Annotated in this window: 9 protein-coding genes; 3 read left to right on the forward strand and 6 right to left on the reverse strand. The window is 44.8% G+C overall.

Translation table 11 applies throughout. The annotated features are described in order from the left end of the window. Window positions 1-54 precede the first annotated feature (54 nt). Window positions 55-636 carry a metal-binding protein gene (locus tag C7B77_RS08205; protein ID WP_106302650.1) on the reverse strand — a complete coding sequence of 194 codons (582 nt, stop codon included), beginning with the start codon at window positions 634-636 and terminating at the stop codon, window positions 55-57. A 230-nt stretch (window positions 637-866) separates the two neighbouring features. Here C7B77_RS08205 and cobO point away from each other — a divergent pair, with 230 nt between their 5' ends. After that, window positions 867-1,481 carry a cob(I)yrinic acid a,c-diamide adenosyltransferase gene (cobO, locus tag C7B77_RS08210; RefSeq protein ID WP_106302653.1) on the forward strand — a complete coding sequence of 205 codons (615 nt, stop codon included), beginning with the start codon at window positions 867-869 and terminating at the stop codon, window positions 1,479-1,481. A 240-nt stretch (window positions 1,482-1,721) separates the two neighbouring features. Continuing rightward, entirely contained in the window at window positions 1,722-2,015 is a 294-nt protein-coding gene (locus C7B77_RS08220; protein WP_146138235.1) for a hypothetical protein, read from the forward strand. Here the strand turns inward: C7B77_RS08220 and C7B77_RS08225 are convergent. The 5 genes from C7B77_RS08225 to C7B77_RS08245 all read right to left on the reverse strand — a co-directional run bounded on the left by C7B77_RS08225 (window position 2,012) and on the right by C7B77_RS08245 (window position 15,624). Beyond that, window positions 2,012-2,209, reverse strand: a complete 198-nt coding sequence (locus C7B77_RS08225) for a hypothetical protein (RefSeq protein ID WP_106302661.1) — start codon at window positions 2,207-2,209, stop codon at window positions 2,012-2,014. The genes C7B77_RS08220 and C7B77_RS08225 overlap by 4 nt on opposite strands. A gap of 1 nt (window position 2,210) precedes the next feature. Then, entirely contained in the window at window positions 2,211-8,012 is a 5,802-nt protein-coding gene (locus C7B77_RS08230) for an ATP-binding response regulator (RefSeq protein WP_245894115.1), read from the reverse strand. Window positions 8,013-8,224: 212 nt separating this feature from the next. Next, entirely contained in the window at window positions 8,225-9,376 is a 1,152-nt protein-coding gene (locus C7B77_RS08235) for an aminotransferase class V-fold PLP-dependent enzyme (protein WP_106302664.1), read from the reverse strand. Between the two features lie 19 nt (window positions 9,377-9,395). Next, window positions 9,396-11,303, reverse strand: coding sequence for an iron-containing redox enzyme family protein (locus C7B77_RS08240; protein WP_181243767.1), 1,908 nt, complete (start codon window positions 11,301-11,303; stop codon window positions 9,396-9,398). 493 nt (window positions 11,304-11,796) lie between these two features. Continuing rightward, entirely contained in the window at window positions 11,797-15,624 is a 3,828-nt protein-coding gene (locus tag C7B77_RS08245; RefSeq protein WP_106302670.1) for a GAF domain-containing protein, read from the reverse strand. 105 nt (window positions 15,625-15,729) lie between these two features. Here C7B77_RS08245 and C7B77_RS08250 point away from each other — a divergent pair, with 105 nt between their 5' ends. Continuing rightward, window positions 15,730-16,914, forward strand: coding sequence for a response regulator (locus tag C7B77_RS08250; RefSeq protein WP_106302673.1), 1,185 nt, complete (start codon window positions 15,730-15,732; stop codon window positions 16,912-16,914). Window positions 16,915-17,078: the final 164 nt, after the last annotated feature.

Genomic DNA, 17,078 nt, shown 5'->3' on the forward strand with positions numbered 1-17,078 from the left:
CTTGGCATATGCTATATTACTTTATTCTCAAAAAGCTCTCTTCTAATCATATGGTTATTTGTGCCGCTCAGTACTAGACTTCTTTGCCTGTTTAACGGGCATTTTTTTTTGCTTAGATATGGGCTTTAATTTAAAAGATGAAGATCGCTTGAATGTCGATACCAGCCAATCGCTGAGATAGTGACTCATTGCGCCCAATTCTAAGCCACAAAATAGAGCTATATAGACTGGAAAATGCAGCTCGATCGAGTGTCGGACGATCGCGATTAACTGCTGTCCGGTATAGGTCGTAGCCCCTGCTAATCGAGCTATTCCGATATAAAATAAACCGACTAAACTCAACCATAAACTCAAATAAAAAATCCGTCCGATCGTGCCAATAATTGGGCCATGCGACCAGATCGATCGATGTTTGATGGCTTGCTGATACGGTCGCCACAACCACCGCAATATGCCCCAGCGTTTGTAATGAAAGGAGTACAAATCTAAATCTGGCCCAAAAATCAAGCCACTAAATAAGAATCCCCCCGATACCCAAAATGCCAAATCGGCACGGGCTGTTGCATACAACGTCCCGCCTGCAATTAGTGGCAAACTCCACAACGTAACTCGATCGTGCGTGCGTCCAGATGGCAAAGTTAATTAGTGGATAGTGGATAGTGGACAGTGAATCGCGATTACTTCTTACAGAAATGTTACCAGCTTAATTTGGTAACATGGTATAAAAAATCGCTCCCCCCACATTAAGCAGCAAAAATATACGATCTTAAAAATCCACATACCGAAAGTTACAACAATTATATGTACACTTTCAACCACTATCCACTATCCACTATCCACTATCCACTACTTACCACTTTCACTCGATGACAGATCTAAGTCTGACAGACGAACAATACAAACAAAAAATGCAGCGTCGGCAACAGGTGCAAGCCGAGCGGATCGAGAAATCGATCGACAAAAAAGGCTTGATTATCGTCAATACCGGGACGGGGAAAGGGAAAACCACCGCCGCGCTGGGAATGGTACTCAGATCGCTCGGGCACGGCTATCGAGTCGCGATAGTCCAATTTATCAAAGGTGCGTGGGAACCAGCCGAGAAAGCGATTTTAGAGCGGTTTGGCGACCAATTAGTGTTCCAGGCGATGGGTGAAGGTTTTACTTGGGATACTCAAGATCGCGATCGAGATATTGCTACCGCCGAACGGGCTTGGGAGCAGGCATTAAGTTATATTGTCGATCCGAGCTATCAATTAGTATTATTAGATGAGGTCAATATCGCTCTTAAATTGGGCTATCTCAGTCCAGAAGTCGTTATTGCGGGATTGGCACAAAAGCCCGAACTATCGCATGTGATTTTGACTGGTAGAGGCGCGCCCCAAAGTTTGATCGACGTTGCCGATCTGGTTACCGAAATGACGATGATTAAGCACCCGTTTCGGGAGCAAGGCGTCAAAGCACAACCTGGTATTGAATTTTAGAATTTTTGCGTTACAGTCACGGCTATATCCCCGACTTCTTGAAGAAGTCGGGGATATTTCCTAATATTAGAGAGACCAGATTTTTTATTAAGAAAATGTATAAACGATCGCGTATTTGTCATTTTCCGATCCGATCGATCTGCAATTGAGGTAGAAAGTAGAAATACTCGTAAAATAAAATTATCCTCGCTAACATCGGCTAGCGAGGAGCCATAAAATACCAACTCAATATGTAATCTTATGATGCCAGCCAATGAATCTAGCGATCGAGACTGCTTTCTAGAACGACAGATCCGCATCTTAGTCAGACGGCTAACTAGGCTCGAAGAAACTCAGTTGACCAGCACAGAAGTCAGCTTACCGATCGATCGTGTAAATGCAAGAATTGACAAAATTGAAGAGCGAATGAATCGTCGATTCGAGCTATTGGAGGCGCGAATCGATCGATTAGAAGCAAAGTTTAATGACTTAGATCGCAAATTTGATGTCGCGATTGCGATCTCATTAAATCGATCTAGAGTATCTGATGATTAACTTCGGAGTGCGCCCCAAAATTGCACGACTAAACCCTCAGAGATCTTCTGTGGTAACAGATCGACAGCGGTATCTATTAAAGTACAATCCGTCAGATCGAGTGCGCGATGGATCGATCGGATTGCCAAACTCCGCGATCTGGCAGAGACATTAGTCCCGCAATCTCGATCGAGACTTCGACATCTTTCAATCATCTCATACTACTTCTTTAAGTGTAGCTGCTAACATCTGGAGCGCGATCGGTTTAGAGAGATATTTACTCGCTCCCGCTGCCAAACAGCGTTCTCGATCTCCAGCCATTTTGGTAGCAGTTAGTGCAAAAATTGGTAGCTTGGCAAATTCAGGATCGCTACGTAGTTGTGAGATCGCTGACAAGCCATCCAAAACTGGCATTTGAATATCCATCAAAATCGCTTCAGGATGGTGCAATTTCGCTTGTTCGATCGCCTCTCGACCATTTTCTGCCACGATAATGTTGTAACCTTTGGCTTCTAAATATTCGGAGAGTGTTGCCATTGTATCTCTATCGTCATCGACGATTAAGATCTGTGCTGCTCTTTTGGGCGGACGAGGATTTGCGGCTAATGCCAACTGTCGATCCAACGCCACTCGCTCATCGATCGCACTACTATTAGCAAATGGCAATCGATCCTCAGCATGACAATTGGGATCTAATGGTACGAGCGATGCCAGATTGCCACAAGGTAGATCGATCGTAAACCGACTACCAACATTAACTTCACTGGTGACACTCACTTTTCCCCCATGCAACTTGACGATCTGGCGCACCAGATTTAGCCCCAAACCCGTACCCTGAGCTTGGCGGTTGAAATTACTGTCGATCTGAACGAAAGGCTGAAATAATTTATCCAGATGTTCGGTTGCGATGCCGATTCCAGTATCGCTGACGGCAAGTTGCAGCCCAGCGATAGCCCCGTCAGTTGAGGCAAAATAGGCCACATCTATACTGACACGACCATTTTCAGGTGTGAATTTGACTGCATTACTGAGCAAATTAATTAAAACCTGGCGCATCCGACGTTCGTCGATCTCCACATCGGGTAAATGTGGGGGGATATTTACTGTTAGTTGAATTTGTTTTTTATCAGCTTGAGGTTTGACAAACGATAAACTATCCTGGCAAAGTCGATCGATATCCGTTGGTTGGCAATATATTTGGAGCTTTCCAGCTTCCATTTTGGCCATATCGAGAATATCATCGATCAATGTCAGTAGATGATTGCCACTCTTCTCAATTACCTGAATGCACCGTAATTGTTTCTGGTTGAGCGTACCATAAACTTGTTCGATCAAACCCTCCGACATCCCTAAAACAGCATTGAGCGGCGTGCGCAGTTCGTGACTCATGTTGTTGAAGAACATTGTCTTCGATCGATTGGCTTCTTCGGCTGCTTCTTTTGCCGTTTTCAACTGGCTGGTGCGTTTTTCCACCTTTTGTTCGAGTTCGACGACAGAGGCTTCCAATCGACTATAGAGCTTGGCATTCTCGATCGAGATTGCCGCTTGAGCGATGAGGATTTCGAGTGTTTCTAATCGAGTTGGTGTAAACGGATCGACCGCAACCTGATTTTCTAAATATAAGATGCCAACCAGATCGCCTCGATCGAGAATCGGACTACACAATACACTTTTTGGTTGATACTGCTGAAGGTAATTATCTCCACCGTACTCCGACAACTGGTGAGCATCTGTCAATAGAATTGACTCCAAACTATGTTCGACCTGATTTACCAAACTAATTGCCACATCGCTACTTTGCTCGAATACCAACGGCGATAATAACTGCGCTTTATGCCCCTGTTTGACTTTGGCGACTACTTGTAAACTATCTTCTGTTTTGAGCAATAATACACATTTATCAGCACCAGCATTAGCAATGACGTTTTCTAACAGATTGGCGATGAGTCGATCGAGTTTTACTTCTTGTGAAATACTCCGCGAAGCTCTGAGCAAACTCTCCAAATCTAAAAATGTGGAGTTACACATTACTGAATTAGTAATGTCAGTCACTTCAGGTTCGACAACCTCGATAGACTCTTGGTTCGTAATTGACGCAAGCAGGTGAGGATACAGCGTTTTTAATTGCTCGACTTTAGCTTTAGCTCCCCACCGCCCATAGCAGTAGTAAGCTTCCATTAGGTAAGATTGAGCTAATTTCTCTTTACCCCAGTTTAGATAAAATTTACCCGCTAATTCATTTGACAGTGCTTCTTCATGAATGAATTGATGTTCTTTCGCCCCAGCAATAGCTCGATCGTAATACTCGATCGCCCCAGCTTTATTACCTAAAATCCGTTGTTTTTCGGCTTCAATTAAATCCCATTTGTGCAGATAATTCATCGGTGCATTTTGCGCCCACAGATCGATCGTCCCTTGATGAATTTCGACTTGGGCAATTGTTTCAGCCCGCTCTAATTCCGACTGTTCTGGATATAATGCTAAGTGCGTCAGTGCTGCAAATAAATGGAATGTGGGAATAGTCACCATTCCGGCTACCCCCAGTAAATATTGTTGCCCTTGGTTGGTATAGTCCATGGCAGCATGATAATTGCCAAACAAATAAGCCAGGATCTGTTTGTACCCATACACAGCAGCGAGTGCGCTAAATTCATTGTCTCGTTGATGCTTGGAGAGCATGACTGTCTCATCATATGCATCTCCGATCAAGCAATCTGGCCGATCCACTCCTTCCATTAAATTCTGTGCTACTTGACGCTTCAACTCTAAAAAAGTCTGTGCAGAATATTGTTTGACCTTAGCTAAAGCATTACTATAAGCAGATATTTCCAGATTCCAACTCATCAGTTCGACCCCTGAGAGAAAAGCTGACTCGAAGTAAATAGCAATACTATACCCCGCACTGAGAAAGTCACCAGCCTCCATGAAAGTTGTATAACAATTTTTCAATGTTGGCAGACACGATCGAATAGTTTCGCGGCGATGCTGAATCCAGGCTGCAAATAAAAATGAAACTGTGCTGTTGAATTCCGTTGTCTTTTGCTGCTCTAGCAAATTTGTTGCCAACTTACCAAAACTATAACCAGTTTCTACATCATCGAAGATGGCACTTAGTACCATGCCATGGTATACATATCCTGATAATGAGGCAGGATCGTTTCCAAAACTAAATGATAGAGTAACCATCTTAGAACTGAGAATTGGTAATAAACCAGGCATACCAAGGACGATAGTTTTACCTAAATCTGCTAAGAGCTTAATAGCTGCTTGCATCTGAAGATCTTCGATCTCTGGTAAGTCTAAAAGATCTTCAATAGGTCTAGATTGAAGTTGGCTAGCAACAGCTTGTAATGCGCCATCGATATTAGCTCGATCGGGTGTGGTGGGAAAGTCGATCCCTAATTTTCCTAGAACCTCTATACCCACAGAGATTGCTTCTACCATTTTTCCATTGGCGGTAAGTGCTGCAATTTGGATGCTGTAGATTGCAACTTTATCCAAAATAGTCTGTGCCGATCGCAAGACTGTACTAGCAAACTCTTCCATCCCCTCCAAATTGCCTTCCAAATAAGCAGCTTCAGCAGCCGCAACGTGCAGATCCAGTGTCAATTGATACTGAGTTTCCCAACAGTCGCTCGGTAGGAGTGCAATACCCGATTCTAAATAAGTATTTGCCGCAGCATAAGCCGTAGCAGCTCTAGCTTTTTTGCCCGCAGTCAGATTAAGTTTAGCTAGAGATACTCTTTGATTTGGCTGCGTAATTAGTGTTTGGGCTAGATTAAAATGACCGACAATATCAAATAGCTTTTCTGCTCTAGTAATCTCGGCAGACTTTTGATAAAGTAATTGACCAATTTTGAGATGAGTTGCTTGTTTGCGATCGACAGGAATGAGCGAATAAGCTGCTTGTTGAACGCGATCGTGTAAGAATCGATAACATGCATTGGCTGCGATATTCGATCCCGACTGAGGATCGGAGCTGGTGAAAAATTTGTAGACTTCTGTTGTCGGAATTAGTAAGTTGTCTTGCAATCCTTCCCATAAAATTGCGGCTGTCTCTGCTGGAGATCGCTCCAAGACGATTGCTAAGGTATCGAGATCGAATTGCGATCCGATACATGCGGCTAAAGCCATTGCCGCTTGAGTTGAGGTCGGCAATTTCTGCAATTGTAATGCCATAAACTCAACCACATCATCGGTGACAGCCAAGGCTTTAACTTTGGCAACATCGCAACTCCAGCCGCCGACATCGCTATTATGACTGACCCGATCGAATGTAATCAGTCCATCTTCATATAACGATTTAAGAAATTGCGTAGCAAAAAAGGGATTACCTTGAGTTTTTAGAGCTACCAATTCAGCTAGGGGTTGGGCGTGGAGCGGGCTACAATTTAAGGCACCTGCAACTAACTGGTTTAAACCTGCTAGAGTAAGAGATTCTAATCTAATCGTATCGACTTTGATGCCAGTTTTTTCAATCTCCTCGATCGCTAAGAGCGTTGGATGAATGGGTGAGACTTCATTGTCTCGATAAGCTCCCAATACTAGTAAATAACCAGTATCCTGCATTAATAATTGCAGTAAATTGAGCGATGCTAAATCTGCCCATTGCAGATCGTCCAGGAATAACACCAGTGGATGTGCGGCTGTAGCAAACAGCCGCACGAATTTTTGCATCAGCAGATTAAATCGCTGTTGTGCGGCACTCCCAGTTAATTCTGGAGCGGGAAGTTGCTTGCCGATAATGCGTTCTAATTCGGGAATGATATCGATTAATACCTGCCCATGCTCGCCCACAATATTCAGGATATCGGTTTTCCATGTGTTAAGTTGGGCATCGGATTCGCACAGCAAGTTGCGCATCAAACCGCCCAAGGCTTGCCCAAAAGCTGAAAATGGGATGTTACGCCCAAATTGGTCGTATTTACCTTTAATAAAGTAGCTGCGCTGACGGACGATCGGTCTGTGAACTTCTTGAATGACTACAGTTTTACCGACACCAGACGAGCCAGCAACTAAGACCATTTCGGTAATACCCTTGCTGGCTCGTTCAAAAGCATTCAGAAGTACGGCAACTTCTGGCTCGCGCCCGTACAATGTTTCGGGAATCGTAAAGCGATCGCTCGGATCGCGCTCTCCCAAACTAAATAGTTCGATCTTGCCCGTATCTTGCAATTGAGCTAAACAAATCTCTAGATCGTGTCTGAGTCCTAACGCATTTTGATAGCGATCTTCTGCATTCTTGGACATCAACTTGCTAACCAACTGCGAGATCGGCAAGGGAATCTGCGGCAAGATCTGATGGACTGGCACTGCTGACTTGGCAATATGGCTGTGTACCAATTCCATCGGATCGTTGGAAATAAATGGCAATTGCCCTGTCAATAATTCGTAACAGGTGACACCCAATGTATAAAAATCGCTGCGATAGTCGATCCCGCGATTCATGCGTCCGGTTTGTTCGGGAGACATATAGGCTAGTGTCCCGGCTAACATATTGGCATGTTCGATCTGTTGAGTTTCTTTGGTCAACAGCGACGAGAGACTAAAGTCGATCAGTTTAACGTGCTGAGTCTCTGGGTGGATCAGGATATTGGCAGGTTTGATATCTTTATGAATGACCCGCTGACAGTACAATCCCTCTAGTGCGTCGGCGATTTGAATGGCAATCTGGAGAAAGGCAACTAATTTTTGCGGTTCGTCTCCCAAAGCTCCCACTCGTTCTAAATAAGAGCGAAGTGAGATACTACCGCAATCCTCTAAGATCAGAGCATAAGAATTTTGGTAGGGTTCTAGTGCCAGCGTTTTGATGACATTGGGCAGATCTAGATCTTTGCCAATGTCGTACTGATTCCGAAACTGCATCAGTCGCTCGAAGCTGGGAAATTTATTTTTTAGCAGTTTAATGGTGACTGGATATGAATCGGACTCTCTAACTCCTCGATAGAGCAGGGTACGATTGCCTGCATAAATTTCTTCGGTAATTCGATAACCTGACAAGCGCACGATCGTCTTCATTATCCTAGTCCCCAATATGCAACTATATTGAAAACGGCTTGGATCTAAAATTTAGTTCGATAGCTCCAAACTAATGTTGGGTGAAGCTTATAGCAATTAAAAATTAGATCGATCTGCCATCTTATATTTACATTTTACGAACTGATTTGGGGACTAGCTGTAATCTAGATCGTGTTTCGATGTTTTTTGGTAGCACGATTAGATAGACCAATTTACACCAGTACCTTGCTCTCCAGGTTGGCAACCGCCTCAATCAGTTGCTGACAATCTTGCTCTGTATTGCAAGGATGAGGCGAAACTCTGATTCCTAGACTCGAACGTGTATCTACATCAATACCCAATGCTGCCAGCTCCTGTGCCACAACTTCGGCACGATTGACTCCTAGACAAACCGTTCCACCACGTTGGTGATGCGATCTTGGGGTATTGACAGGAATCCCGCAAGCATCTGCACAGTCTATCAAATAAGTTGTCAATTCAATATTGCGTTGATGAATTTGTTCTATACCAATATCGATCGCAAAACGAAGCCCTGCACGAGAGGTATAAATCGGCTCGATCGATGGTGTACCCTGTTGAAAACGTCGTGCTCCCGTTGATGGTATAAAGTTAGTGGCAAATGTTGTAGGCTCTAGGTGGGCAAACCAACCAGGGTATACAGGATCGAGTCTTGCAGCCAATGATGGTCGGACATAGGCAAATGCCAAACCCATTCCCCCACAGAGCCATTTGTGTGTCCCGCCAACTAACACATCGACATTTAATAGAGTCACATCAAGGGGAATTGTACCAACTGCTTGATAAGCATCTAAAACTACAATTGCCCCAACCGAGTGAGCCGCATCAATAATGGGTTGAATATCTAGACGAGCACTATTGAGATAAGAAACTAGAGAAACCGCAACAATGGCAACCCGCTCGTCAAGTTGAGCGATGATGTCTGCTGAGGAGATTTGCATCCCATCAACTGAAGCGATATCAGTTATTTCAAATCCTCGATGAACTTGAGATTTCCACAGATAGCGACAAGAGGGAAAGTCTAAATCGGTAATGATGATGCGATTACGTTTCGCATTAGGTTGAATCGTAGCGGCAATCGCTGCTTGAGCCGCTGTTGCGCTCGGTGCGAGTGCGATCGAGCCAGTTGGTGCGTTGAGAAGTGTTTCAATTAATACAAACATTTCCTCGTATCGTTCCAACCAGCTCGGTAATGCTCGTCTACCTAAATAGAGACTTTGGGTATAAGCTTCGATATCCAAAAATGCTTTTTGTGGCAGTACTCCTAAGCTATGAGTTGCCAAATAGTTGCGCTGCTCCAGCAAGGGAAATTGTGTACGGAGAGCTTCAAAGTCAAAAGTTTGCATCAAGATCGTTATTTTGGACTTATGTAAAACAAAGCCGATACAAATTGTTGAGGAATATCCATGAGACTGCTCTTGTCTGTTCAGCTCCTTGTTTTGCTGCTACCATGCCCTCTTTTGAGTCGTCAACAAAGCGGGAAAGTAGCAATGCTTCATCAGCATGATCGATCTCAACTTCTTCATGAAGTGTCAGCCATCCGATCTTAGAAAGTTCGATATCTGTTTTCCGAAACTCTTGTCCCAAGCAGAGATCGAATTGCTTGCCGTGAATCTCCATCAATATGGCTGCTCCCACTCCAACATATGCATTGGAGTTAAAGTAAATATCTGTTAAGCTTTGGCTATATTCTTTGCCAGGAGTTAACATTTCCTCGCTGAAATTCTCCATTTGCCAAGGTTCGATTCCCGCAAGCAATCGATCGAAAAGTTTTCGATGAACCCGATCGATATTTCCATTGCCTAATTCTTCATTCAATTGCTTTGTGAGAATACAACGAATCCGTTCGTCTTCAATTTTACCCACAACATTAGCAAGAAGGCGCGTAAAGTGAGTAACAACTCCCTCTCTCACATTCATAAATAGCAGCCAAATATGTGCTGGATTAACTGTCTCTCGTTGCAATCGTTGCAAGAAAGGATGATGCGCAACGGTATGTTCTTCGTAGTGCCATACCATGTCCTCTAAAGAAGAGACAGATTTAGTTGGTTGCGTGGCTAGTTGCTGAGGAGGTCGGACTCTATTTAATTCTGGATTCAAATAAAGAGTAACTCTTCTTTGTTGTTTCTCTCTACGTAAAGAAGTATAGGAATGCATTCCTACGCCAGCATCTAATTGACGTGTTGCAAATGATTGGATAGCTGACTGGTATTTAGAAACTGGAAGACCATGCTCGATAAAGTATAAATCGACCCGATCGCATACGGCGCGATCGTCGGTTGCGTAGTTAGAAATTGGTAGATGCAGCGTTCCCACTGAAGGAGTTTCATTATCTCCTTCCACCCAGGCAAAAGCAGTAATAGCTGACTTGGCTGAGAATGCGGTTTGGCCTGGTGCCATGGCTTGGCAAAACTCGATCGCGTCGCCAGGGAAATAGTTACGAGCTGCGCTCAGTGCTGATTCTAGTTCGGCTGGGGTGGCATCTTGATGGCGGAGGTAGACTTTGACTCGCGCTCGCTCGTGTGCGGCCAGATCGAGGGAAAAGTAGACAAATTCGTCTTTGTCGGGGCCGCGTTGTGCTGCTGTTTCGGCGAGGGTCGGCCAAGCGTGGGTGAAACCGAGTCGGACTAAGGATTCTTCGACGACTGCGGCGGCACGACTCGATTGCTGCGATTGGGGGTTGAGATAGAGTTTAAAGGCCGATGGTTTGTCGGGATAGAAACACGCCGAGTGCCACATCGAGAATTTTGCTGCGGAATTTGTCGGTACGAATAAATCGGCAATTTGCTCGAATCGATCGAGGCTGATGTTGTAGTGTTCGGCTAAATATTGATTGAGTTCGAGTCCAGCTTGCCAGTGGGACTCAATGGTGGCTGCGCTGCCTTGCGCTTCTACTAATACCCGCAATTCTGCTTTATCGGGATCTAAGGCGATCGAAAATTCAAAGGGAGAGCCATCATCCGAGAGATCGGACGTCCATCCAGTAGTCTCGCCAACTTTTCTTTCGCTCCAGGATGCCGTCAGTGCCCGAAAAATTTCCACGATCTCGACAATTTTATCATTCAGACCCAACGTATCTGCCAGAATTGTTAATTTTTCGATGCCGAGTTCAACGTATGTTGGTGTGGGGAGCAGTCGTTCTGGGTCAAATCCAACTTGAGGATTATACTCGATCGAATATTGATTTTTTACTGACGCTTCTGTGTCAATAATAACGTTATCCGCATCAGAAAGTGACTCTGATATTAGAGATTTATCTTTAGAATTGGTCATGGCAAGCTCCAACATTTAGATAATTAAATCTTTATTTCTCGATCGCATAAATACTTTTCACATCCTAGCATAGGAATATAAAAATTAGTAAATTTGTTATTTTTATTACAAAACCTGTACTTAAAGATTAATTTATAAAAACTGCAAATTAAAGCGATCGAATTACTTGTAACTGTTGTTTCAAGCTATTTTTTTGAGAAATAAGCAACCTAATTACAAGCTCTGAAAATTTTTCAACTAGCTCGATCGATACACATTCACACGGATGAGTAATTTGAGAAAGGATAGATATTTTCGATCGCTCATTAAATTCTGAAGAAATAATTAAAAAAATTTGTAGCAATTGCTACAAGTTATAAATGCCAGCAAAAATAATTTCATAAAACAAATTGTTGCTCGTGGTTGAAATTGAAATTGTTACAATCTCGACCAAATTAAGAAAAATCATTGTTCGCTCCAAAAAACATCTACCGATCGGGAGATTGTGAGTTTTTTAATTATTTTGCAGTAATGTTTCGATCGTCGAGACGAGTTGACCTAATCTGACAGGTTTACTCACATAGCGATCGGCTCCAGCGTCGAGACATTTTTGGCGATCGGCAGGCATCGCTAAAGCTGTTAAAGCCACGATGGGAATTGCCGCACAAGCCGGAATCTGGCGCAGGCGACCGATCGCCTCAAAGCCGTCGATATCTGGCATCTGAATATCCATGAGAATTACGTCAGGAGTATGGATCTGAGCCATCTCGATCGCTTGTTGACCAGTGCCAGCTCCGAGCAGCTCATAACCGCGACTTTGCAGGTAGCCTGTCATAGTCTCCATATTGGCTTCGTTATCTTCTACGACTAGGATCGATGCCTTTAGCCCTGTCGAGATTGCTTGAGAGCCTGGAGCTAGATCGCCAGCACTTGGCGACACAGATGGCGGTACTGCAATTTCTGCACTCAACTCGACAGGCAAACACACTCGAAAACAACTACCCCGATCGACTTGGCTCTCCACAGTGACGGTGCCACCATGGAGTTCGACCATCCGCTTGACTAGTGCCAATCCCAATCCCGTCCCTGCATATTGGCGATTGAGACTGCTATCGATTTGGACGAATGACTGAAACAGTTTGGGGATATTTTCGGGAGCAATGCCAATGCCAGTATCGACGATCGAGAACGCGATCTGCCGCGAAGCTGTTACGTTACCAAGTCGCTCGCTCGTCCTCAAGTCACTAAGATCGTCGGTGGTGCTCCCATCCCTTCCTTTCCCTGTCTCCTCGTCCAGCACCCGGACATCCAGCATCACACTGCCCCCTTCAGGTGTAAATTTGACTGCGTTGCTGAGTAAATTGATGAGGATTTGACGAGTGCGCAGATCGTCTACGCGAATATTTAGCTGCTTGAGATATTCTGGCAGTTGGGTGGTTAGGCGAATTTGTCGCTTGTGGGCGAGTTCTTTGATAAATACGACACTATTTTGGCATAAAGATTGGATCGATACGTCACTCAAGTTGAGGACGAATTTGTTTGCTTCGATTTTGGAGAGATCGAGAATGTCGTTAATTAGCGACAGGAGGTGTTTGCCACTTCTTTCGATCGTCGAGATCGAATGTTGTTGCTGTGGGCTGAGAGAGCCAAAGGCTGGTATCTGTAAGGCTTCAGACATCCCTAATATGGCATTGAGCGGAGTACGCAGTTCGTGACTCATACTCGCTAAAAACTCATCCTTGAGCCTGGTGGCGCGAGCGAGTTCTTGGTTAGAGATAGCGAGCTGATGATTGGTTTGACGCAATTGGGTTTCAGCTTGCTGTCGATCGGTTAATTCGGTCTGCAATTGCTCGAACAGACTTGCCTGTTGAATCGCGATCGCTAGTTGATCGGCAATTTGTTGGAGTAATTGCGCTTCGGCAGCTTGCCAGTGACGCTGGCAACCGCACGCATGAATGCTCAGCAACCCCCACAATCTGACGCGATCGTTGGGTTCGAGTCCGCTCTGAGTGTCGGCATCGCCGACAGGTAACAAAATCGGTGCGACAATTTTGGATTTGACACCGATCGCGTCTACATACTCCTGCAAACTTACAGAGCGGACATCTTGGCCGATATCATCCACGACATTGGGGTTGCCTGCTAAGTAAAAGTCATATTCTTCCTTATCGATATGTTCGTCTGCCCAATTGCGTCCCCTCAGACTCGGATATGTGGGGATGACAACTTCTTCAACAGCTCGCAGTTGCCGATCGGGAAAAACGCGGAAAATTGTCACCCGATCGACCAGCATTAATTCCTGGACTTTGTTGGTAGCAGTGGCGAGGATTTCTTCGACTTTCAAAGAATTGCGAATTTGCTGGGCGATCGCCCCTAATGCTTGCTGCTGGCGTAGTTGGTGTGCGATCGCCTCTTCTGCCTGCCAGCGAATTTGAAGTTCGGACTGGACTGTTTCATAAAGGGTAGCCTGTTGGATCGCAATGCCAATCTGTTCGCCAACATGTTTGAGAAAGTCGATCTCAGTCTCTTGCCAAGCTCGTGGTTCTCGACAATGATGCACGCACAGCAAACCCCATAAAGTCTTACCGTCGAACAATGGCAAGACTAAATTTGCCCGCACCTGAAAGTTTGCGAGCATTTGCACCTGAGTATCTAGCAATCCAGCCGTATAAATATCTTCGACAGCAGCGATCCGACCTTGCTGATAGTAATGCGCCAACTGTTCGTCAAAATTAGGATCGTGAATTTTCGCGCCCATAATCGTCACGAAGTCGTCAGCGACAGATTCAGCGACAAATTCGCCCACGTCACTGTGCCACTGGGGATCGAATTTAAAAATGCCAACTCGATCGGTTTCTAGAAAGGTTCGGATCTCTCGCACCGCAGTGTCAAACACGATCGGTAACTCTAGAGATTTCCGAATTCGTTGCATCATTTCTCGCAAGAGAAATTCGCGCTCGGCTTGTTGCCGGGTTGTTTGTTCGGTTTGCTGGCGGAGCTGTTCGGCATGTTTGGCCGCGCTAATATCAAAGTTAATCCCTACCATCCGACAAGCCCGATCGCGCTCGTCGCGCTCTACCAAACCATAAGCTTTGAGATGATGGATACTCCCATCGGGATGGATGACGCGAAATTCCGCATTAAATTCGGCTGTTTGTAATACAGCTTGCGCCAATGCTTTCTGAATGGCACGCCGATCGTCAGGATGGACAATTTTCAGCCAAGTGGCGTAGGCATCGCTTTGTTCGGATTCGGAGTTAGTTCTCGTCTGCCCATGTAGTTCGTACATCCGCTCGTCCCAAATAAATCGATCGCGAATGATGTCCCACTCCCAACAGCCGACGGCACCAGATTTAAGCGATAATGACAACCGCTCGGATAGTTGTTTTAGCTCCGTTTCGGCATGTTTGCGAGCGGTAATATTTTGATAAGTTCCCAGTACCCCGATCGTTTCGCCCTGAAGATTGCGCAAGGGCACTTTGTTGGTTTCTAACCAGATCGAGCTACCGTCTACCTGTCTCTGAGTTTCGATAATCCCCAATGTGGCGATGCCTGATTCGATCGTCTGGCGATCGTCAGCACGGTAAGCCCCGGCTTCTACCTCACCCCAAGGGAGATCGTAATCAGTTTTGCCAATAATTTCTGCTGGCGTCAAATTAGCAGCTCGGGCAAAATTTTGGTTGCAACCTAAATAACGCGAGTCTCGATCCTTCCAAAATACATCCAGTGGGAAGCTCTCAATTACAGTTTGCAGAAATTGCTGCGATTCTCTCAAGGCTAGCAGTGTATCGCGATCGCCCAGTGGGTTACTAGACTCCAGACATGAGGGCATCTGCTCTGGAGCGAGCGATTGTCGCGATCGTGGTGCGGTTGCGTCCACTGCTGCTAAATGACGGTACAACCGATCTCTTGTAACTATTCCTACCAAACAATCTCGATCGTCAACGAGCGGTAAATATCGAATCCGGTGGCGATCGATTAAGTCGATTGCCACCGATAAATCGGCACTCTGCGCTTGTTGCAGCGTGACTACAGGCGATCTCATCACCGCATGGATCGTTAGGTTCTTTAAATCCTGTCCTTGGGCGATCGATCTGACGACATCTGTTGCCGTGAAGATCCCGATCGGTCGTTCGTTCTCGACAATGATGATACATCCACGGTCGCCACTATCTAATTCATCAGTGCTTTGACAGAGTTGCGCCCCTGGAGAATCGCTCATTAGCGCGATCGCGTCGAGTGCCATTGTTTGGGGTGAGACTACGAGCGGCTGACAAAGGATGTGCCACGATGTCAACACAGAGAATGCTTCGGACTGAGCGAACGGGGTAGGATCGAGCATTTAGTTTCGGCAGATCGGCATTACTTTTAGAATGCCCGCAAAATTGCCGTAAATGTGGATTCGGGAATGGGCACTCTAAAGCATATATCAAACAAAATATTTCAGATGAGTAGCTATTCTATCCTAGTCGTTGATGACCAACCAGATAACTTTGATACGATCGAAGCACTGCTGCCGAGCGAAATTTATCGATTGTATTATGCTAATTGCGGTGAAGATGCAATTAACTTGCTAGATAAATTCGACCCCGATGTCATCTTGCTGGATGTGATGATGCCTGGTCTCAACGGTTTTGAAGTATGTAAGCGGATCAAGCTTATGTCCCAATGGCAGGGCGTGCCAATTATTATGGTCACAGCTCTATCTGGCAAAGAAGATTTAGCGCGCTGTTTAGCCGCAGGTGCCGACGACTTTATCCCCAAGCCCGTTAATGGTCTCGAACTGTCTGCGCGGGTCAACTCCATGCTCCGCATCAAAAAACAATACGATCGGATTCAAGCATTTTCCAAGCTTCAGCGAAATAATATTCATTCTTTAGCTAACGATCTAAATGAAATTCGCTTAGATTTAGCAGTTGGATTTCCCAATGAGTTTAATTCACCATTAAATGGTATCTCCGACAATATCGAATATCTCAAGCAGAACATCGATCGCCTCAGTTTGCCTGCTACACTCCAGCTTTTAGAGGCCAGCGAGCGATCGGTCAATAGCTTACACGCTCTGACTCAGAAATTTTGGTTCTATCTCAAACTTATTGTCGAAACCCCCATTCCCAGCGATCTCGATATCTCGCTTCCTAGATTTATCATCGAGCAGCTCTTGAGCGATCGGTTCGCAGAGTTACCAATACCCAGCAACTTAAGTTACGAAATTGAAAGCACAAAACTGGCCGTCCACGAAGATCTGGCCCAATGGGTATTTAGCGAACTATTAGAATATGTATTTACGCGTTATCGAGATGATACTTATTTAAAAATTAATGGCAAAATTATCGACAATGCCTTCCACTTATCCTTATCTAATCGTCATAACAACCAAGGAAATTCATTAGAATCTGACATGTCTGGGCTAATTCAATTTAATTCATCTGCTGATGAAAACTCAGAATTGAAGATTGGATTAAAAATTGTCAAGAAAATCGTCGAGATTTATGATGGTATCTTCTTAATGTCGGATATCACTCGCGATGAGATCGAAATTTATGTCACTTTGCCATTGGCATCAGAAAGCGCATCGATGAATGAATTACAGCTAAAATCGCCCACCATGTTCAAACAAAATCGGAACTAAGTTAATTGATAATTGATAATTGTTAATTGATAACTGATAATTGATAACTGGGTTGTTAGGGTGAAATTCAAATATCCACCCTAAAACCTAAAGCCTAAAGCCTAAAGCCAAAGCCTAAAGCCTAAAGCCTAAAACCTAAAGCCTAAAACCTAAAGCCTAAAGCC

The sequence above is a fragment of the Chamaesiphon polymorphus CCALA 037 genome, from assembly GCF_003003845.1.
In the GTDB taxonomy this organism is placed as follows: Bacteria; Cyanobacteriota; Cyanobacteriia; order Cyanobacteriales; family Chamaesiphonaceae; genus Chamaesiphon; species Chamaesiphon polymorphus.

Bases quoted from the DNA above. Each gene is read 5' to 3' on its own strand.
- cobO (WP_106302653.1), top strand. From the start codon at position 867: ATGACAGATCTAAGTCTGACAGACGAACAATACAAACAAAAAATGCAG.
- C7B77_RS08220 (WP_146138235.1), top strand. From the start codon at position 1,722: ATGATGCCAGCCAATGAATCTAGCGATCGAGACTGCTTTCTAGAACGA.
- C7B77_RS08225 (WP_106302661.1), bottom strand. From the start codon at position 2,209: ATGATTGAAAGATGTCGAAGTCTCGATCGAGATTGCGGGACTAATGTC.
- C7B77_RS08230 (WP_245894115.1), bottom strand. From the start codon at position 8,012: ATGAAGACGATCGTGCGCTTGTCAGGTTATCGAATTACCGAAGAAATT.
- C7B77_RS08235 (WP_106302664.1), bottom strand. From the start codon at position 9,376: ATGCAAACTTTTGACTTTGAAGCTCTCCGTACACAATTTCCCTTGCTG.
- C7B77_RS08240 (WP_181243767.1), bottom strand. From the start codon at position 11,303: ATGACCAATTCTAAAGATAAATCTCTAATATCAGAGTCACTTTCTGAT.
- C7B77_RS08245 (WP_106302670.1), bottom strand. From the start codon at position 15,624: ATGCTCGATCCTACCCCGTTCGCTCAGTCCGAAGCATTCTCTGTGTTG.
- C7B77_RS08250 (WP_106302673.1), top strand. From the start codon at position 15,730: ATGAGTAGCTATTCTATCCTAGTCGTTGATGACCAACCAGATAACTTT.